The sequence below is a fragment of the Nocardioides marinus genome (assembly GCF_013408145.1).
Classification (GTDB): domain Bacteria; phylum Actinomycetota; class Actinomycetes; order Propionibacteriales; family Nocardioidaceae; genus Nocardioides; species Nocardioides marinus.
The window spans coordinates 2,060,001-2,078,870 of the sequence record NZ_JACBZI010000001.1 but is presented as its reverse complement, the minus strand read 5'-3'; the positions used below and the strand labels follow the sequence as shown (position 1 = coordinate 2,078,870).

Genomic DNA, 18,870 nt, shown 5'->3' with positions numbered 1-18,870 from the left:
CGATCCGTCTCCCACCCGCACCGACCGCCGCCCGGCAGGGCACAGGTCGTCGGGTCCGGTCCGCGAGAGCCACGTGCTCCCGCTGATGCACCCCCCGGGTGACGGGGAGGGGTGTCCTGACTGGGTTCCGCTTGTCATCGAGCCCCAGGAGGACACATCAGCACCGAGCTTCGAATCAACGACCGGATCCGGGTTTCCGAGGTCCGCCTCGTTGGCCCCAACGGAGAGACCGTCGGCATCGTGCCGACGGCTGACGCGCTGCGCCTCGCGCAGGAGGCCGACCTCGACCTGGTCGAGGTCGCCCCGACCGCGCGCCCCCCGGTCTGCAAGCTCATGGACTACGGGAAGTTCAAGTACGAGAACGCCCAGAAGGCCCGCGAGGCGCGCCGGAACCAGACCAACGTCATCATCAAGGAGATGAAGCTCCGGCCGAAGATCGACGCGCACGACTACGAGACCAAGAAGGGTCACGTCGTGCGTTTCCTCAAGGCCGGCGACAAGGTCAAGATCACGATCATGTTCCGCGGTCGTGAGCAGCACCGCCCCGAGCTGGGCTTCCGGCTGCTCCAGCGGCTCGCCGAGGACGTCACCGACCTGGGCTTCGTGGAGTCCTCCCCCAAGCAGGACGGCCGCAACATGATCATGGTGCTCGGCCCGCACAAGAAGAAGGCCGAGGCCAAGGCCGAGATCAAGGCCGCCAAGAACCAGGCGGCCGCCGAGAAGGCAGCCGTCGACGCGGAGGAGAAGGCCGAGCGCACCGCGGCCAACGCCGGACGCACCGGCGTGGCCAAGGAGCGTGGCCGCTCCGAGAACCTCGACCCCGAGATCGAGGCCTGACCAAGCCACCTCGTCCCACCGGGCGAGCAGCACAAGCAGCACAACCGAAAGGCACGACCATGCCCAAGAACAAGTCGCACTCCGGTGCCGGCAAGCGCTTCAAGGTGACCGGCTCCGGCAAGATCCTTCGTGAGAAGGCCGGCAAGCGTCACAACCTGGAGAAGAAGCCCTCCAAGGTGACCCGCCGGATGACCGGCACCGTCGAGCTGGCCAAGGCCGACGTCCCGCGCGCCAAGAAGCTGCTGGGTCGCTGACCCACCCCTGAACCTCACGAGCACCAAGGAGTACTGACATGGCACGCGTCAAGCGCGCAGTGAACGCCCAGAAGAAGCGTCGGACCACCCTCGAGCGCGCCAGCGGCTACCGCGGCCAGCGCTCGCGCCTGTACCGCAAGGCCAAGGAGCAGGTCACCCACTCGCTGGTCTACAACTACAACGACCGGCGCAAGAACAAGGGCAACTTCCGTCGCCTGTGGATCCAGCGCATCAACGCCGCCGCTCGTGCCCAGGGCATGACCTACAACCGGTTCATCCAGGGCCTGAACCTGGCCGGTGTCGAGGTCGACCGCAAGATCCTGGCCGACCTGGCCGTCAACGACATCCCCGCGTTCAACGCGCTCGTCGAGACCGCCAAGGCCGCCCTGCCCGAGGACGTCAACGCGCCCAAGGTCTCGGCCTGATCCCTCCGGTGGTCGAGCCTGTCGAGACCCCGCTGGCCGCGAGCAACCCTCGCGTCAAGCAGCTGCGTCGGTTGAGCCGTCGCTCCGAGCGTTCGGAGCGGCGGCTCTTCCTCGCTGACGGCCCGAAGGCCGTCGAGGGGGCCCTCGCCGCGGGGTGCGTCGTGGAGGTCCTGGTGCGCCCCGACGCGCTCGGGCTCGTGCCCGACCTGCCCGCCGGCGTACGCCGCACCCTGGTCGACGACCGCGCGCTGGCGGCGCTCAGCGACTCGGTCAGTCCTGCCGGTGTCGTGGCCGTGTGCCGCTTCGTCGACGTCGAGCTCGACCGGGCCCTCACCGAGGACTCGCGGCTGGTCGCCGTCTGCGCCGACGTCCGTGACCCCGGCAACGCCGGCACCGTCGTGCGCTGTGCCGACGCCGCCGGTGCCGACTCGGTCGTCCTGGCCGGAAGCTCGGTCGACCTCTACAACCCCAAGACGCTGCGCGCCAGCGTGGGCAGCGCCTTCCACCTGCCCGTGTCCGTGGAGCCGGACCCGGCCGCGGCCGTCCGCGCGGCCCAGGCGGCCGGGCTGGTGGTGCTGGCCGCCGACGGTGCCGGCGAGGTCGACCTGTTCGAGGCCGACGAGCTGCTCGCCCGCCCCACCGCCTGGCTGTTCGGCAACGAGGCCCGGGGCCTGCCCGAGGACCTCGCGGCCCTGGCCGACCACCGCGTCGCCATCCCGATCCACGGCAGGGCCGAGTCGCTCAACCTCTCCACCGCGGCCGCGCTGTGCCTCTACGCCTCGGCTCGCGCCCAGCGTTCCTGAGCCGCCGAGCCGCCGAGCCGTCACTGACGCACGGCCCGAGCCGTCACTGACGCACGCTCGAGAGGTCGCTGCCGCACGCGGCTAGGGTGACGCCCGTGGAGGCGAGTGCGCAGCAGGTGGTCGACGCCCTGCCCGACGGGGTGCTGCTGGCGGGCCCCGACCAGCGGGTGGAGCTCGTGTCCGCCGTCGCCGCACGGATGCTCGGTATCGACGCCGGGACCGCGGTCGGCCGGCCGTTGGCCGACGTGCTGCTGCTGCGCGACACCGAGGGGTGCCGCTGGTACGACGCGCACCGGCCCTACGAGGGGCTGTCCACCCGCACCGGCGTGCCCGAGCAGTCCTGGACCCTGCCCGACGGCAGCGAGGTGCTCGTGGCGGCACGCATCCACCGCCCCGCGACCGACCGTGCGGTGGACCGGGTGGCGATCAGCATCCGGTCCGGTCGCGGCCGGGCGCGTCTGGACCGCGAGCGCTCCGACCTCGTCGCCACCGTCGCCCACGAGCTGCGCTCACCGCTCACGGGCGTCAAGGGCTTCGTGCAGGCGATGCTGAACCGGTGGGACAAGCTCAGCGACGAGCAGAAGAAGCTGATGCTCACCACCGTCCACTCCGACTCCGACCGGCTCAGTCGCCTCATCGCCGAGCTCCTGGACGTCGCACGCATCGACACCGGGCGCCTGCAGCTGCACCCGCGGCCCACCGACGTCGCCGTGCTGGCCGGCCGGGTGGTCGGCTCGGTGGGGGCGGCCACCTCGCGCTCGGTCGAGCTGGTGGCGCCCGACGACCTGCCGCGGGTGGTGGCCGACCCCGACAAGCTCACCCAGGTGCTGACCAACCTGGTGGAGAACGCCGTGCGGCACGGGGACGGCGACGTGCGGGTGACGCTCGAGCACGATCCTCACCGGGCCGGTCCCGGCGGCTCCGGCCCGACGGCGTACGTCGTGGTGACGGTCGACGACCAGGGCGAGGGCATCGCGGAGGCGCTGCGCCGGCAGGTGTTCACCAAGTTCTGGAAGCACGGCGCCCGTGGCGGCTCCGGGCTGGGTCTCTACATCGTCGGCGGGCTGACCCGTGCCCACGGCGGGGAGGTCGTCATCGAGGACGCCCCCGGCGGGGGAGCCCGGGTCGTCGTGCGCTGGCCGGTCGAGGACCACCGGCGTCGCTGAGCACCCGCCCCGGGCCCGCGGGCCGGGGAGGTCAGCGCGTGACTGTCGGCTCGCCGCCCTGGTGGTAGAGCCGCCCCTCGGCCGCCTTCACGGTGGCCACGAGCACGAAGCTCATCGTGACCAGCAGCGACCAGGCGCCGATCTTGGAGGTGTGGACGACCTCCCACACCTCCTCCTGGCCCGGGTAGGCCCAGGCGTCGAGGAACGTGGCGAGGTTCTCGGCGACCCAGAGAAACGTGCCGATGAGGACGAACGACGCCGCCAACGGCATCCGGTAGCGCGCCGGCCCCACGGTGAAGTGGACCCGGCACCGGCGCAGCACCAGCAGCCCGGCCAGGGCCAGGGGGACCCTCAGGTCGACGGTGAGGTGGTGGGTGAAGAAGTTGGCGTAGATCCCGACCGCGACCAGGGTGGTGGGCAGCGCCGGGTAGTGGCTGACCCGCAGGTCCAGGCGACGCCAGGCCTGGCAGATGTAGCTGCCGACAGCGGCGTACATGAAGCCGGAGAACAGCGGGACGCCGGCGACCTTCGTGACCGCCTCCCCGGGATAGCTCCAGGAGCCGACGTGCACCTTGTACAGCTCCAGGGCCAGCCCGAGCAGGTGGAAGGCGCAGATGACCAGCACCTCGCGCCAGGTCTCCAGGCCCGCCGCCCAGAACCCCAGCGTGACCACGACGCACCACACCAGCAGGACGTCGTAGGCAGCCCAGGGCAGCGGGACGAGGAACGTCACCAGCAGACCGGCGAAGACCGCCACCGCGAAGGCGCACGAGGCCGCTTCGGCGACGGCGAAGCGGAGCACTTGGAGCACGGCGTGAGGCACCACGAGACGCTACGACGGTGACCGGTTCGCGCCGCGGCACCACGCCTTCCTAGACTGACCCGGTTGCTCGTCCACAGCCGGAAAGGTGCCTCCATGTCGGGCCCGAACACCGATTACGACCCCGTCGAGGTGACCCCGCTCCAGGCGGAGCAGGTCGAGGCGGCCCGGGACGCCGCCCTCGAGGCGGTCGCCGCCGCGGCCGACCTGGACGCCCTCAAGCAGGTGCGCATCGACCACGCCGGCGACCGCTCGCCGCTGGCGCTGGCCAACCGCGAGATCGGGGCGCTGCCCCCGCAGGCCCGCAAGGAGGCCGGTCAGCGCGTCGGGCAGGCCCGTGGCGCGGTCAACCAGGCCATCGCCACCCGTCAGGCGGTGCTCGAGGCCGAGCACGAGGAGCGGATGCTGGTCGAGGAGACCGTCGACGTCACGCTGCCCACCGACCGTCGCCGTCGCGGCGGCCGGCACCCGATCACCCTGCAGTCCGAGCTGATCGCCGACATCTTCGTCGCGATGGGCTGGGAGATCGCCGAGGGCCCCGTCGTGGAGGCGGAGTGGCTCAACTTCGACGCGCTCAACCTCGGGCCCGACCACCCGGCACGCACCATGCAGGACACCTTCTGGACCGAGCCGGCCGACCGGCACATCGTGCTGCGCACCCAGACCTCGCCGGTCCAGGCCCGCACGATGCTGACCCGCACCCCGCCGATCTACGTCGCCTGCCCGGGCCGGGTCTTCCGCACCGACGAGTACGACGCCACCCACAGCCCGATGTTCCACCAGGTCGAGGGCCTGGTCGTCGACGAGGGCATCACGATGGCCCACCTCAAGGGCTCGTTGGACCACCTGGCCGCGCAGCTGTTCGGGGAGGGCATCGACACCCGGTTCCGCCCGTCGTACTTCCCCTTCACCGAGCCGTCGGCCGAGGTCGACGTGCGCTGCTTCGTCTGCCGGGGCGTGGACGCCGACTCCTGCCGCACCTGCCGCGGCGAGGGCTGGATCGAGTGGGGCGGCTGCGGCGTGGTGAACCCGCGCGTCCTCGTGGCCTGCGGCGTCGACCCGGAGGTCTACTCCGGCTTCGCCTTCGGCATGGGCATCGACCGCAGCTTCATGTTCCGCCACAACCTCGAGGACCTGCGCCCCCTCTTCGAGGGCGACGTCCGCTTCAGCGCCGCGTTCGGCACCGAGATCTGAGTCCGGAGAGTCACGATGAAGGCCCCCAAGTCCTGGATCCTCGAGTACGTCGACGTGCCGGACGGCACGAGCACCGACGAGCTCACCGCACGGCTCACCCTCACCGGCCTCAAGCTCGAGGCCATCGAGTCCGCCGGTGCCGGCATCTCCGGCCCGCTGGTGGTGGGCCGGGTGCTCACCATGGAGCCCGAGCCGCAGAAGAACGGCAAGACGATCAACTGGTGCACCGTCGACGTCGGTGACGCCAACGGCACCGGCGAGCCGCAGGGCATCGTCTGCGGCGCCCACAACTTCCGGCCCGGCGACCTGGTCGTGACGGTGCTGCCCGGGGGCGTGCTCCCCGGGGGCTTCGAGATCAGCGCCCGCAAGACCTACGGCCACGTCTCGGCCGGGATGATCTGCTCCGCGCGCGAGCTGAACCTCGGTGAGGACCACGACGGCATCATCGTGCTGCCCGAGGGGGCCGGCGAGCCCGGCCAGGACGTGCGCGGCATCCTCGGCCTCGACGAGGAGGTCATCGAGTTCGAGGTCAACCCCGACCGGGCGTACGCCCTGTCGCTGCGCGGCATCGCCCGCGAGGTCGCGGTGTCCGTGGCCGGGGCGAGCGGCTTCCGCGACCCGGCGCTGCGCGGGACCCCACCGGCCGACGACGCCGGCCACCCCGTCCGCGTCGAGGACCCCACCGGGTGCCCGGTCTTCGTCGCCCGCACGGTCTCCGGCTTCGACCCGGCCGCGCCCACCCCGGACTTCATCGCGAAGCGGCTCACCGCGGCCGGCATGCGCCCGATCTCGCTGGCCGTGGACGTGACCAACTACGTCATGCTCGAGACCGGCCGACCCATCCACGGCTACGACGCCGACAAGCTCCAGGGCCCGGTCGTCGTGCGCCGCGCCGTCGACGGCGAGAAGGTCACCACCCTGGACAGCACCGTGCGCACCCTGACCGCCGAGGACCTCGTGGTCTGCGACGACACCGGCCCGATCGGGCTGGGCGGCGTCATGGGCGGTGAGTCCACCGAGATCTCCTCGACCACCACCCGCGTGCTGGTCGAGTCCGCGCACTGGGACGCCGTCTCGATGTTCCGCACCGGCCGACGCCACAAGATCACCTCCGAGGCCGGCAAGCGCAACGAGCGCGGTGTCGACCCGACGATCTGCGAGGCGGCCGCCGACCGCGTGGTCGAGCTCCTCACGACGTACGGCGGTGCCACCGCCGAGCCGGGGGTGACCGTGGTCGGCACCCCGCCCGCCCAGCCGCAGGTCACCATGGCGACCGACCTGCCCGCGCGGGTCTCGGGCCTGCCGATCGACGCCGGCACCGTCGTTGCCCACCTCGAGTCGGTGGGCTGCGAGGTCGCCGTCGAGGGCGACACGGTGCGGGCGACCCCGCCGCCGTGGCGCCCGGACGTCACCGACCCCCACGACCTGGTCGAGGAGGTCGTGCGCCTGGTCGGCTACGACACCATCCCCTCGGTCCTGCCGGCCGCTCCCGGTGGCCGGGGGCTGAGCCGCCCCCAGCAGCTGCGGCGCCGGGTCGGCCGGACCCTGGCCGGTGCCGGGTGGGTCGAGGTGGTCGACTTCCCGTTCGTGGGGGAGAGCGACCTCGACGCGCTCGGCCTGCCCGCCGACGACCCGCGGCGCACCGTGCTCCGGCTCTCCAACCCGCTCAGCCACGAGGCACCGGCGATGACCACCACGTTGCTGCCGGCGCTGCTGCGCACCGCGGGCCGCAACGTCGGTCTCGGGGCCACGTCGGTGGCGGTCTTCGAGACCGCGACGGTGACGCTCCCGCGGGCCACCGAGGGCGCGCCGATCCTGCCCGTCGACCGGCGTCCCAGCGACGCCGAGCTCGACGCGCTGCTCAAGGCGCTGCCCGACCAGCCGCTGCACCTGGGCCTGGTGGCCGCGGGCGAGGCCGAGCCCGCCGGCTGGTGGGGCGAGGGACGCCCCGTGGCCTGGGCCGACGCGGTCGAGGCCGTGCGGCAGGTGGCCGACGCGCTGGGCCTGGCGCTCGAGACCCGCCCGGCGACCCTGGCCCCGTGGCACCCGGGCCGCTGCGCAGAGCTGCTGCTCGGCGGCACCCCGGTCGGCCACGCCGGCGAGCTGCACCCGCGGGTGTGCACGACCTTCGGCCTACCGGCCCGCTCCGTGGCGGCCGAGGTCGACCTCGACGTGCTCATCGAGCACGCCGTGCACCTGCGCCAGGCGCCCACCTTCTCCACGTTCCCGGCGGCCAAGGAGGACGTCGCCCTGGTGGTGGACGAGTCCGTCGCCGCGGCCGACGTCGAGGCAGCGCTGCGGGAGGGCGCGGGCGAGCTGCTGGAGTCGATCAGGCTCTTCGACGTCTACCGCTCCGAGCAGCTGGGGGAGGGGCGCAAGTCGCTGGCCTTCGCGCTGCGCTTCCGCGCCGCCGACCGCACGCTCACCGAGAAGGACACCACGACCGCCCGCGAGGCCGCCGTGGCGGTGGCCGCCGAGCGCACCGGGGCCACCCAGCGCGCCTGACCCCGGCTGACGAGAACGACCCTCAGGTCAGCGGCTCACCGACGGCCCCGCGGAACGCGCGGTAGGCCTCCGGGGAGCCGCTGACCCCGATCCCGCTGTCGTCGCGTCGGTTCCACAACCACGCGTCGACGTCGGCGGCGGCGCCGGACACGGTCACGTCCGCAGGAAGCTCGCCCTCGACCCGCACGAGGTGCGCCACGTCCAGCACGGCCCCGCTCGCGGGGTCGGTGCCGACGAAGCGGCCGGTGCGGACCACGAGCCGGTGGCCGGTGTCGGTCAGCTCGACGGCGGTGAGGTGGCCGTCGGGCGTGAACTCGCCCCAGGCCGGTGGCTCGCCGCCGTACATCACCTCCAGGAGCTCGGCGACCCCGTCCGCGGCCAGGTCGCCGGGCAGGGGAGTGGCCGCTCCGGCACAGAGCTCGGCGTCGAGGCGGTGGATCATCGCCTCGTGCGCCTGGCGCCGCTGCGTGAACCCGACGGTCTGCTCGTCGGCCCACGACCAGGCCGGCTCGTCGGGAGCGACCGTCCCCAGGAGGTCGCACAGCCGGGCCGAGACCTCGTCGAAGAAGGCGAGCAGCGCCGCGCGCGAGGCGGGCCGCTGCGGGTGCTGCTCGGGTGGGCCGGCCGGCCGGGCGGCGACGACCTCGCCCCAGAACCACTGCACCTCCGCGAGGTGCCAGAGCAGGTCGTCGGCGTCCCAGTCCGGGCACGTGGGCACGCGGACCCCCGACGGGGTGAGCGCCAGCACGTCGCGGAACCTGATTGACTCCCGGCGCAGGTGGGCAGAGTAGGAGTCGGCCTCGAGTCGGGTCATGGCTGGCAACCTAGGGGCCCGCGCCGACGGTCGGCACCGGGTTTCCCGGCGGCACCCGACCCCGATTCACATATCCATGCAATGCTTTGTATAGTCATGCACATGACTCGGACACGCGTCGCCGTCGCCGGAGCCAGCGGGTACGCCGGAGGTGAGCTGCTGCGCCACCTCCTCGCGCACCCCGACGTCGAGATCGGGGCCCTCACCGGGGCCTCGAACGCCGGACAGCCGCTCGGGGGGCTGCAGCCGCACCTGGTGCCGCTGGCCGACCGGGTGCTGGAGGAGACCACCCTCGAGGTGCTCTCCGGCCACGACGTCGTCTTCCTCGCGCTCCCGCACGGCCAGTCCGGGCCGATCGCGGCCCAGCTCGGCGACGACACCGTCGTCATCGACTGCGGCGCGGACTTCCGCCTGCAGGACGCCTCCGCGTGGGAGGCCTTCTACGGCGGCGAGCACGCCGGCACCTGGCCCTACGGCATGCCCGAGCTCCCCGGCCAGCGCGAGCAGCTGCGCGGCGCCACCCGGGTGGCCGTCCCCGGCTGCTACCCCACCGTCTCGACCCTCACCCTCGCGCCGGCCGTCGCCGCCGGCCTCATCGAGCCCGAGGTCGTCGTGGTGGCCGCCAGCGGCACCTCCGGCGCCGGCAAGGCCGCCAAGCCGCACCTGCTCGGCAGCGAGATCATGGGCAACGCCTCGGCGTACGGCGTCGGCGGCACGCACCGGCACACCCCCGAGATCACCCAGAACCTCTCCGCCCTGGTCGACGGCACCGTCGCGGTCTCCTTCACCCCGCTCCTGGTGCCGATGTCGCGCGGCATCCTCGCCACCTGCTCGGCCCCGCTGGCCCGCGACGTCAGCGCCGAGGAGGCGCACGAGACCTACGCGAAGGCGTACGCCGACGAGCCCTTCGTCCACGTGCTGCCGCCGGGCCAGTGGCCCCAGACCCAGTCCGTCACCGGCTCCAACGCCGTGCACGTCCAGGTCACCGTCGACGAGGCCGCCCGACGACTCGTGGCCGTCGGCGCCGTCGACAACCTCGCCAAGGGCACCGCCGGCGCCGCCGTGCAGTGCATGAACCTCGCGCTCGGCCTCGACGAGGGCACGGGCCTGACCACGATCGGACTCGCCCCGTGAGCATCACCGCCCCCGCAGGCTTCACCGCCGCCGGCGTCGCCGCCGGACTCAAGTTGACCGGCGCCAAGGACGTCGCCCTGGTCGCCAACCAGGGTCCGACCTTCGACTCCGCCACGGTCTTCACCGCCAACCGGTGCCAGGCCAACCCGATCCTGTGGAGCAAGGAGGTCGTCAAGGACGGCACCGTCCGTGCGGTCGTCATCAACTCCGGCGGCGCCAACTGCTACACCGGCGCCGAGGGCTTCCAGACGACCCACGCGACCGCCGAGCGGGTCGCCGAGCACCTGGGCATCGGCGCGATCGACGTCGTCGTCTGCTCGACGGGCCTGATCGGCATGCTCAACGACCGCGACGACCTCCTCGCCGGGGTCGACGCCGCGGCCGCCGGTCTCTCGCCCGACGGCGGCACCGACGCGGCCGAGGCCATCATGACCACCGACTCGGTGAGCAAGCAGGTCGTGGTCGAGGGCGCCGGCTGGAGCATCGGCGGCATGGCCAAGGGCGCCGGCATGCTGGCACCGCAGCTGGCCACGATGCTGGTGGTGCTCACCACCGACGCCGTGGTCCCGGCCGCCGACCTCGACACCGCGCTGCGGGCCGCGACCCGCGTCTCCTTCGACCGACTCGACTCCGACGGCTGCATGTCCACCAACGACACGGTGACGCTGATGGCCTCCGGCGCCAGCGGGATCACCCCCAGCCTCGAGGACTTCACCGCGGCACTGACCCAGGCCTGCACCGACCTGGCCATGCAGCTGCTCAAGGACGCCGAGGGCGCCGACCACGAGATCGCGATCACCACGCTCAACGCGGCCACGGAGGACGAGGCCGTCGAGGTCTCGCGCAGCGTGGCCCGCAGCAACCTGTTCAAGGCCGCGGTCTTCGGCAACGACCCCAACTGGGGTCGCGTGCTGGCCTCCATCGGCACCACCGACGCGACCTTCGACCCCGCCGACCTCGACGTCGCCATCAACGGCGTGTGGGTGTGCAAGCAGTCCACCCCGCACGCCGACCCGGCGACGGTCGACCTGAAGCCGCGCGAGGTCAGCGTCACGATCGACCTCAAGTCCGGGTCCGAGCGGGCCACGGTCTGGACCAACGACCTCACCCACGCCTACGTCCACGAGAACAGCGCCTACTCCTCATGAGCGACACGTCGAAGAACCCCAGCCCCCTCGACCCCGACAACATGCACTTCAGCGAGGTGCAGCCCGCGGACCCCGACAAGGCCTCCGTGCTGGCCGGAGCCCTCCCGTGGCTCAAGCGCTACCACGGCAAGGTCGTGGTGGTGAAGTACGGCGGCAACGCCATGACCGACGACGACCTCAAGCGCGCCTTCGCCGAGGACATCGCCTTCCTGCGCTTCGCGGGGTTCAAGCCCGTCGTCGTGCACGGTGGTGGCCCGCAGATCTCCAAGATGCTCAGCAAGCTCGACATCGAGTCGGAGTTCCGCGGCGGCCTGCGCGTCACCACGCCCGAGGCGATGGACGTGGTGCGGATGGTCCTCGTGGGCCAGGTGCAGCGCGAGCTCGTGGGGCTGATCAACAGCCACGGCCCGCTCGCGGTCGGCATGTCCGGCGAGGACGCCGGTCTGTTCACCGCCGAGCCGACCAACACCATCGTCGACGGTGAGGAGGTCGACCTCGGCCTCGTCGGCGAGGTGGCCAAGGTCCGCCCCGAGGCGGTGCGCGACATCATCGAGGCCGGGCGCATCCCGGTCGTCTCCAGCGTGGCGCCCGACGTCCACGGTGCCGTCCACAACGTCAACGCCGACACCGCCGCGGCGGCCCTGGCGGTCGCGCTGGGCGCCGAGAAGCTGCTCGTCCTCACCGACGTCGAGGGGCTCTACCGCGACTGGCCCGACAGCGACGACGTCATCTACGAGATCAGCCCCGAGACGCTGGGTGAGATGCTCCCGACACTGGCCAGCGGGATGGTCCCCAAGATGGAGGCCTGCCGCAAGGCCGTGGCCGAGGGCGTCCCGCGGGCCACCGTCGTCGACGGTCGCGAGCCGCACGCCGTGCTCCTGGAGCTGTTCACCGACGAGGGCGTCGGCACCCAGGTGCTGCCCGGAGTCGACACCAAGGTCCGCAAGGCCCGGCAGAAGGCGGTGCGGAAGTGAACGACCTGACCAGCCGCTACACCGAGGCCCTGATGAACACCTTCGGGCCACCCAAGCTCGCGCTCGTGCGTGGGAAGGGCACCCACGTGTGGGACGCCGACGGCAAGGAGTACGTCGACCTGCTGGCCGGCATCGCCGTGAACTCCCTCGGCCACGGTCACCCGGCCCTGGTCGGCGCGATCACCGAGCAGCTGCAGACCCTCGGTCACGTCTCCAACTTCTTCACCACCGGCCCCCAGGTCGAGCTCGCCGAGACGCTGCTGCGCCTCCTCGGTGGCGGCGTGACCGCCCAGGGGGGCGGCAAGGTCTTCTTCACCAACTCCGGCGCCGAGGCCAACGAGGGCGCCTTCAAGCTCACCCGCCGCACCGGCCGCACCCACGTCGTGGTGGCCGAGGGCGGTTTCCACGGCCGGACCATGGGTGCCCTGGCACTGACCTCCAAGGCCGCCTACCGCGAGCCGTTCGAGCCGCTCCCGGGCGAGGTCACCTTCGTGCCGTACGGCGACGCCGACGCGCTCGCGGCGGCCGTCACCGGCGACACCGCGGCGATCTGCCTCGAGCCGATCCAGGGCGAGGCCGGTGTGGTGGTGGCTCCCGACGGCTACCTCGCCGCGGCCCGCCGGGTGGCCGACGAGCACGGTGCGCTCCTGTGGTTCGACGAGGTGCAGAGCGGCATCGGTCGCACCGGCGACTGGTTCGCCCACCTGCGCCACGAGGTCGTGCCCGACGTCGTCACCCTGGCCAAGGGCCTCGGCGGCGGCTTCCCGATCGGGGCGGTCGTCGGTCTGGGGCGCGCGGCGGACCTGCTGCAGCCGGGCAACCACGGCACCACCTTCGGTGGCAACCCCGTGGCCTGCGCCGCTGCGCTGGCGGTGCTGCGCACCATCGAGGCCGACGGTCTGCTCGAGCACGTCCGCGTGCTCGGCGAGAAGATCCGCGACGGTCTCGCCGCCGACCCGCGGGTGACCGAGGTCCGCGGCGAGGGCCTGCTCATCGGCCTCGACCTGGTCTCGGAGTCCGCTGCCGCGGTCGTGCAGGCGGCCCAGGAGGCCGGCTTCATCATCAACATGACCACCCCGCAGCGCATCCGGCTCGCGCCGCCGCTCGTCCTCACCGACGACGACGCCGCGTCCTTCCTGCAGGCCTGGCCCGGCATCCTCGACGCCGCGGAGGTGTGAGGTGCCCGTGCCCGTGCTGCGCCACTTCCTGCGCGACGACGACCTCAGCCCGGCCGAGCAGGCCGAGGTGCTCGACCTCGCCGCCGCGATGAAGCGTGCACCCTACGACGCCAAGCCCCTGGCCGGGCCGCAGTCGGTGGCGATGATCTTCGACAAGCCGACCCTGCGCACCCAGGTCTCCTTCGGGGCCGGCATCGCCGAGCTCGGGGGCAACCCGATGCTGGTCGAGGGCAAGCTGGCCGGCATCGGCGTGCGTGAGTCCGTCGAGGACGTCGCCCGCGTGCTCGGACGCCAGGTGTCGGTCGTCGTGTGGCGCACCTTCCACCAGTCCGACCTCGACACGATGGCCGCCCACGCCGGCGTCCCGGTGGTCAACGCGCTCACCGACGACTTCCACCCCTGCCAGCTCATCGCCGACCTGCTGACCGTGCGCGAGCACAAGGGGGACCTGGCCGGACTCACCGTCGCCTTCGTCGGCGACGGGGCCTGCAACATGGGCAACTCCTGGCTCCTGGCCGGTGCCACCGCCGGCATGCACGTGCGGGTCAGTGCGCCGGAGGGATTCATGCCCTCACAGGCGATGTTCGACCGCGCCCACGAGATCGCCCGGGGGACCGGCGGCTCCGCCACGGCCGAGCCCGACCCCAAGACGGCCGTCGACGGCGCGGACGTCGTCGTCACCGACACGTGGATCTCGATGGGCAAGGAGCGCGAGGAGGGCGCGCGGGCCGCGGCCTTCGCCGCCTACTCCGTCGACGCGGACCTGCTGGCCTGCGCCGGACCGGACGCGATCGTGCTGCACTGCCTGCCGGCGTACCGCGGCAAGGAGATCTCGGCCGAGGTCCTCGAGGGGCCGCAGAGCGCGGTCTGGGACGAGGCGGAGAACCGCCGGCACGCCCAGAAGGCCGTCCTGGCCTGGCTGCTGCGGACCAAGGAGGGGGCGTTGCTGCGATGACCGAGTACGCCCTGCGCCCGACCACCAAGAACGCCCGGCACCAGCTGATCGTCGAGCTGGTGGGATCCCACGAGATCCACTCCCAGGGCGAGCTGGCCGTCCTGCTGGCCGAGAACGGCCTGAGGGTCACGCAGGCGACGCTGTCACGTGACCTCGTCGAGCTCGAGGCGGTCAAGGTCCGCGGCGCCGACGGCGCACTGGTCTACGCCGTGCCCGCCGAGGGCGGGGACCGCACCCCGCTCGCTCCCGCCGACACCGCGACCGGCCGCGCGCGCCTGGCCCGGCTGTGTGCCGAGCTGCTCGTCAGCGCCGAGGCCTCGGGGAACCTCGTGGTCCTGCGGACGCCGCCCGGCGCGGCCCAGTTCCTGGCCTCCGCCTTCGACAAGGCAGAGTTCACCGACATCCTCGGCACCATCGCCGGCGACGACACCATCCTCGTGATCGGGCGCGACCCGATGGGCGGGGACGACCTGGCCCGCCGGTTCCTCGGCATGGCCGACCACCCGACGTACGACCCCCAGCACCACCCCCAGCACCACCCCCAGACCCAGAACCTGAAGGAGCACCCGTGAGCAAGGTCCTGACCACGCTGCCGAAGGGGGAGCGCGTCGGTATCGCGTTCTCCGGAGGTCTCGACACCTCCGTCGCCGTGGCCTGGATGCGCGACAAGGGCGCCATCCCGTGCACGTACACCGCCGACATCGGGCAGTACGACGAGCCGGACATCTCCGGCGTCCCCGACCGCGCCTTCCAGTACGGCGCCGAGATCGCCCGCGCCGTCGACTGCCGGCGCCAGCTGGTCGAGGAGGGGTTCGCGGCCATCGCCTGCGGTGCCTTCCACATCCGCTCGGGCGGCCGCACCTACTTCAACACCACGCCCCTGGGGCGTGCGGTCACCGGCACGATGCTGGTGCGCGCCATGCACGAGGACGGCGTGGACATCTGGGGCGACGGGTCGACCTTCAAGGGCAACGACATCGAGCGGTTCTACCGCTACGGACTGCTGGCCAACCCCGACCTGCGCATCTACAAGCCGTGGCTGGACCCGGAGTTCGTCGACGAGCTCGGCGGTCGCGCCGAGATGAGCCAGTGGCTCACCGAGCACGACCTGCCCTACCGCGACTCCAAGGAGAAGGCGTACTCCACCGACGCCAACATCTGGGGTGCCACCCACGAGGCGAAGACCCTCGAGCACCTCGACGTGTCCCTGGAGACCGTCGAGCCGATCATGGGCGTGAAGTTCTGGGACCCCTCGGTGGAGATCCCCACCGAGGACGTGCGGATCCGCTTCGACCAGGGACGCCCGGTCGCCATCAACGGCGAGACCTTCCGGGACCCCGTGGCGCTGGCGATGGAGGCCAACGCCATCGGTGGCCGGCACGGCCTGGGCATGTCCGACCAGATCGAGAACCGCATCATCGAGGCCAAGTCGCGCGGCATCTACGAGGCACCGGGCATGGCACTGCTGTGGATCGCCTACGAGCGACTGCTCAACGCCATCCACAACGAGGACACCGTCGCGCAGTACCACAACGAGGGCCGCAAGCTGGGGCGTCTGCTGTACGAGGGCCGCTGGCTGGACCCGCAGGCCCTGATGATCCGTGAGGCGCTGATGCGCTGGGTGGCCTCCCTGGTGACCGGCGAGGTGACCCTGCGGCTGCGTCGCGGTGAGGACTACACCGTGCTCTCCACGATCGGCAAGGACTTCTCCTACCACCCCGACAAGCTCTCGATGGAGCGCACCGAGAACGCCGCGTTCGGCCCGCTGGACCGCATCGGCCAGCTGACCATGCGCAACCTCGACATCGCCGACTCCCGCGCCAAGCTCGAGATGTACGCCTCGCAGCCGCTGGACCAGGGCCAGGTGCTCGTCGAGAACGGCACGCTCTTCGGTGAGATCGAGCCCGGCGGCGCGAGCCGGATCGCCGCCAACACCGAGCTGGGCGAGGACCGCGGCGACGAGGCGCTCGACGCGGCGGCCATGGAGTTCGGCACCGACTGATGGCGTCGTCCCACGCAGGTCCGGGGGAACAGCGGACCCCCGTCCGACGCGCGACCGCACGGGTGATGCCCGTGAGCCCGTCGGGCGAGGTGCTGCTCCTGTGCGACCAGGATCCCGGTCGGCCGGGCGACCTGCGTTGGGGCACCATCGGCGGCGAGGTCGATGCGGGGGAGACCCACCAGCAGGCGGCCGTGCGCGAGCTGTTCGAGGAGATCGGCCTCCGCGTCGGCCCCGAGCGGCTCACCGCGGCCTTCCACCGCGACGAGCGGGAGTTCAGCTACGACGGCCGGCTCTACCTCGGCGACTCCACCTTCTTCGGCCTCGCGCTGCCACGGGACGTCGAGGTGAGCTTCGAGCACCTCGAGGAGGCCGAGGTCGGCAACGTGTTCGAGGCGCGGTGGTGGACCCCCGAGGAGGTCCGCGCCGACGGCCGCCTCGTCGCCCCCGACCTCCCCGAGATCATGACCCTGGCGATCGCTGCGGTCGCCCAGCACGAGAGGAACCACGCGTGAGCACCAGCACCAACCCCGGCGCCGACCCCGCCACCAACACGGGGAAGCTGTGGGGCGGCCGCTTCGCCGGCGGTCCCTCGCCCGAGCTGGACGCGCTCTCACGCTCGACGCACTTCGACTGGCGCCTGACTCCCTACGACCTGGCCGGCTCCCGCGCCCACGCCAACGCGCTGCACCGCGCCGGCCTGCTGGCCGACGCCGACCACGCCGAGCTGCTGCGCGGACTGGCGGCGCTGGGGGAGCGGTACGCCGCCGGCGACCTGCACCCCGATCCGTCCGACGAGGACGTGCACGGCGCGCTGGAGCGGCTGCTGCTGGAGGAGGTCGGCCAGGACGTCGGCGGCCGCCTGCGTGCGGGTCGCTCGCGCAACGACCAGATCGCCACGCTCTTCAAGGTCTTCCTGCGCGACCACGCCCGCGTGGTCGCCGCCCAGGTGCTCGACCTCGTCGAGGCGCTGGCCGACCAGGCCCAGCAGCACCTCGGCACGCAGGGCGGGCAGCCGACGATCATGCCGGGGCGCACCCACCTGCAGCACGCCCAGCCCGTGCTCCTGGCCCACCACCTGATGGCCCACGCCTGGCCGCTGCTGCGTGACGTCGACCGGCTCGCGGACTGGGACGCCCGCGTCGCGGCCGACTCGCCGTACGGCTCGGGGGCACTGGCCGGCCAGAGCCTCGGCCTGGACCCGACCGGCGTCGCCGCCGAGCTCGGCTTCACGGGCTCGACCGCCAACTCCATCGACGGCACGGCCTCCCGCGACTTCGTCGCCGAGTTCGCCTTCGTGACCGCACAGATCGGGGTGGACGTGAGCCGGCTGGCCGAGGAGGTCATCCTCTGGGCCACCCACGAGTTCGGGTTCGTGACGCTGCACGACTCGTGGTCGACGGGGTCGAGCATCATGCCGCAGAAGAAGAACCCCGACATCGCCGAGCTCGCGCGCGGCAAGGCGGGCCGGCTGGTGGGCAACCTGGCGGGGCTCCTGGCCACGCTGAAGGCGCTCCCGCTGGCCTACAACCGTGACCTGCAGGAGGACAAGGAGCCGGTCTTCGACTCCGTCGACACCCTCGAGGTGCTGCTGCCGGCGTTCACCGGCATGGTCGCCACCCTGGTCTTCCACGGGGAGCGCTCCGCGGAGCTGGCCCCGCGGGGCTTCTCGCTGGCGACCGACGTGGCCGAGTGGCTGGTGCGTCAGGACGTCCCGTTCCGCATCGCCCACGAGCTCGCCGGCGCCTGCGTACGCCGATGCGAGGAGCTCGGCTGCGAGCTGCACGAGCTCTCCGACGACGACCTCGCGGCCATCTCGCCGCACCTGACCCCCGAGGTCAGGGACGTCCTGACCGCCGAGGGCTCCGTCGCCTCGCGGGACGGTCGCGGCGGCACCGCACCCGTGCGCGTCCGGGAGCAGCACGACGAGCTGGTGGCCCGCTCGGCGGCCCTGCGTGAGCGTCTCGCCTGACCTGGGCCTGCTGGCCGGGGACGTCCTCGACGTGGCGCCCCGGCTGCTCGGCGCGACCCTGCGCCACGACGGCGTGACGGTCCGGCTCACCGAGGTCGAGGCGTACGCCGGCTCGGACGACCCCGGCTCGCACGCCTACCGCGGCCCCACCCCGAGGACCCGGGTGATGTTCGGCCCGGCGGGGACGCTCTACGCGTATCTCAGCTACGGGATGCACGTGTGCGCCAACGTCGTCACCGGACCCGAGGGCACCGCATCCGCGGTGCTGCTCCGGGCGGGCGAGGTGGTCGAGGGTGCCCACCTCGCCCGTGAACGGCGCAGCACGACCCGGGACCGTGACCTGGCCCGGGGCCCGGCCAACCTCTGCCGGGCCCTGGGGATCGGCCTCGACCTCGGTGGCAGCGACCTGGCCACGGGCCCGGTGCGACTCGAGCTGACCGCACCCCTCTCGCGTGACCGGATCAGCACGGGACCGCGGGTCGGGCTGCGCGGCGCACCGGATCGTCCCTGGCGGTTCTGGCTCACCGGTGAGCCCAGCGTGTCGGCGTACCGACCCGCCGCCAGGCGCCCCTGAGCGGCGGCTCGACCCCGTCGCGAGCCCGGGCCTGAGACTGGATCCGCCCCCTCCGGGCGGGGGAGGCACCCCCGGATTTGGCGTGCCGGACATGTGTGCGTAACGTTCTTCTCGCCGC

Annotated in this window: 19 protein-coding genes; 17 read left to right on the top strand and 2 right to left on the bottom strand. The window is 72.5% G+C overall.

Going from position 1 to position 18,870, the window contains the following annotated elements:
* Window positions 1-120 precede the first annotated feature (120 nt).
* From infC to BKA05_RS09865, 5 genes are all read left to right on the top strand, one after another.
* On the top strand, window positions 121-837 hold the full coding sequence (gene infC, locus BKA05_RS09885) for a translation initiation factor IF-3 (protein ID WP_179533108.1): 717 nt from the start codon (window positions 121-123) through the stop codon (window positions 835-837).
* 59 nt (window positions 838-896) lie between these two features.
* Window positions 897-1,091 carry a 50S ribosomal protein L35 gene (gene rpmI / locus BKA05_RS09880; protein WP_179531278.1) on the top strand — a complete coding sequence of 65 codons (195 nt, stop codon included), beginning with the start codon at window positions 897-899 and terminating at the stop codon, window positions 1,089-1,091.
* 38 nt (window positions 1,092-1,129) lie between these two features.
* Window positions 1,130-1,516: a 50S ribosomal protein L20 gene (gene rplT / locus BKA05_RS09875; RefSeq protein ID WP_179531277.1), complete on the top strand. Its 387-nt coding sequence runs from the start codon at window positions 1,130-1,132 to the stop codon at window positions 1,514-1,516.
* A gap of 8 nt (window positions 1,517-1,524) precedes the next feature.
* Window positions 1,525-2,319: a TrmH family RNA methyltransferase gene (locus BKA05_RS09870; protein ID WP_343045600.1), complete on the top strand. Its 795-nt coding sequence runs from the start codon at window positions 1,525-1,527 to the stop codon at window positions 2,317-2,319.
* A gap of 95 nt (window positions 2,320-2,414) precedes the next feature.
* A complete protein-coding gene (locus BKA05_RS09865) occupies window positions 2,415-3,485 on the top strand; it encodes a sensor histidine kinase (RefSeq protein ID WP_343045599.1) in 1,071 nt (356 codons plus the stop codon).
* Window positions 3,486-3,516: 31 nt separating this feature from the next.
* On the opposite strand, the gene BKA05_RS09860 is transcribed toward BKA05_RS09865, so the two are convergent.
* Entirely contained in the window at window positions 3,517-4,308 is a 792-nt protein-coding gene (locus BKA05_RS09860; RefSeq protein WP_343045598.1) for a DUF817 domain-containing protein, read from the bottom strand.
* Between the two features lie 93 nt (window positions 4,309-4,401).
* Here BKA05_RS09860 and pheS point away from each other — a divergent pair, with 93 nt between their 5' ends.
* Together pheS and pheT are read left to right on the top strand one after the other, a co-directional pair.
* The gene (pheS, locus tag BKA05_RS09855; protein ID WP_179531276.1) at window positions 4,402-5,499 is read left to right on the top strand and encodes a phenylalanine--tRNA ligase subunit alpha; all 1,098 of its coding nucleotides are present in this window, start codon (window positions 4,402-4,404) and stop codon (window positions 5,497-5,499) included.
* 15 nt (window positions 5,500-5,514) lie between these two features.
* Window positions 5,515-8,004 carry a phenylalanine--tRNA ligase subunit beta gene (pheT, locus tag BKA05_RS09850; RefSeq protein ID WP_179531275.1) on the top strand — a complete coding sequence of 830 codons (2,490 nt, stop codon included), beginning with the start codon at window positions 5,515-5,517 and terminating at the stop codon, window positions 8,002-8,004.
* 22 nt (window positions 8,005-8,026) lie between these two features.
* On the opposite strand, the gene BKA05_RS09845 is transcribed toward pheT, so the two are convergent.
* Window positions 8,027-8,818 (bottom strand): maleylpyruvate isomerase family mycothiol-dependent enzyme, encoded by a 792-nt coding sequence (locus BKA05_RS09845; RefSeq protein WP_179531274.1) that lies wholly within the window; start codon window positions 8,816-8,818, stop codon window positions 8,027-8,029.
* Window positions 8,819-8,914: 96 nt separating this feature from the next.
* Between BKA05_RS09845 and argC the strand changes: the two genes are divergently transcribed.
* The 10 genes from argC to BKA05_RS09795 are packed head-to-tail and all read left to right on the top strand — an operon-like array spanning window position 8,915 to window position 18,752.
* On the top strand, window positions 8,915-9,952 hold the full coding sequence (gene argC / locus BKA05_RS09840) for an N-acetyl-gamma-glutamyl-phosphate reductase (protein WP_218842387.1): 1,038 nt from the start codon (window positions 8,915-8,917) through the stop codon (window positions 9,950-9,952).
* Window positions 9,949-11,100 carry a bifunctional glutamate N-acetyltransferase/amino-acid acetyltransferase ArgJ gene (argJ, locus tag BKA05_RS09835; RefSeq protein WP_179531272.1) on the top strand — a complete coding sequence of 384 codons (1,152 nt, stop codon included), beginning with the start codon at window positions 9,949-9,951 and terminating at the stop codon, window positions 11,098-11,100. Before argC ends, argJ begins: the two co-directional genes overlap by 4 nt.
* A gap of 41 nt (window positions 11,101-11,141) precedes the next feature.
* Window positions 11,142-12,074 carry an acetylglutamate kinase gene (gene argB, locus BKA05_RS09830; protein WP_179533105.1) on the top strand — a complete coding sequence of 311 codons (933 nt, stop codon included), beginning with the start codon at window positions 11,142-11,144 and terminating at the stop codon, window positions 12,072-12,074.
* A 32-nt stretch (window positions 12,075-12,106) separates the two neighbouring features.
* Window positions 12,107-13,252, top strand: coding sequence for an acetylornithine transaminase (locus tag BKA05_RS09825; protein ID WP_179533104.1), 1,146 nt, complete (start codon window positions 12,107-12,109; stop codon window positions 13,250-13,252).
* A gap of 13 nt (window positions 13,253-13,265) precedes the next feature.
* Window positions 13,266-14,207 (top strand): ornithine carbamoyltransferase, encoded by a 942-nt coding sequence (argF, locus tag BKA05_RS09820; protein ID WP_179533103.1) that lies wholly within the window; start codon window positions 13,266-13,268, stop codon window positions 14,205-14,207.
* The gene (locus BKA05_RS09815) at window positions 14,204-14,779 is read left to right on the top strand and encodes an arginine repressor (protein WP_179531271.1); all 576 of its coding nucleotides are present in this window, start codon (window positions 14,204-14,206) and stop codon (window positions 14,777-14,779) included. Before argF ends, BKA05_RS09815 begins: the two co-directional genes overlap by 4 nt.
* Window positions 14,776-16,209 carry an argininosuccinate synthase gene (argG, locus tag BKA05_RS09810; RefSeq protein WP_179531270.1) on the top strand — a complete coding sequence of 478 codons (1,434 nt, stop codon included), beginning with the start codon at window positions 14,776-14,778 and terminating at the stop codon, window positions 16,207-16,209. The genes BKA05_RS09815 and argG overlap by 4 nt, the downstream gene beginning before the upstream one ends.
* Window positions 16,209-16,721, top strand: a complete 513-nt coding sequence (locus BKA05_RS09805) for an NUDIX hydrolase (RefSeq protein ID WP_281364574.1) — start codon at window positions 16,209-16,211, stop codon at window positions 16,719-16,721. Before argG ends, BKA05_RS09805 begins: the two co-directional genes overlap by 1 nt.
* Window positions 16,718-18,178, top strand: a complete 1,461-nt coding sequence (gene argH, locus BKA05_RS09800) for an argininosuccinate lyase (protein ID WP_179531268.1) — start codon at window positions 16,718-16,720, stop codon at window positions 18,176-18,178. Before BKA05_RS09805 ends, argH begins: the two co-directional genes overlap by 4 nt.
* A complete protein-coding gene (locus BKA05_RS09795) occupies window positions 18,162-18,752 on the top strand; it encodes a DNA-3-methyladenine glycosylase (protein ID WP_179531267.1) in 591 nt (196 codons plus the stop codon). The genes argH and BKA05_RS09795 overlap by 17 nt, the downstream gene beginning before the upstream one ends.
* Window positions 18,753-18,870: the final 118 nt, after the last annotated feature.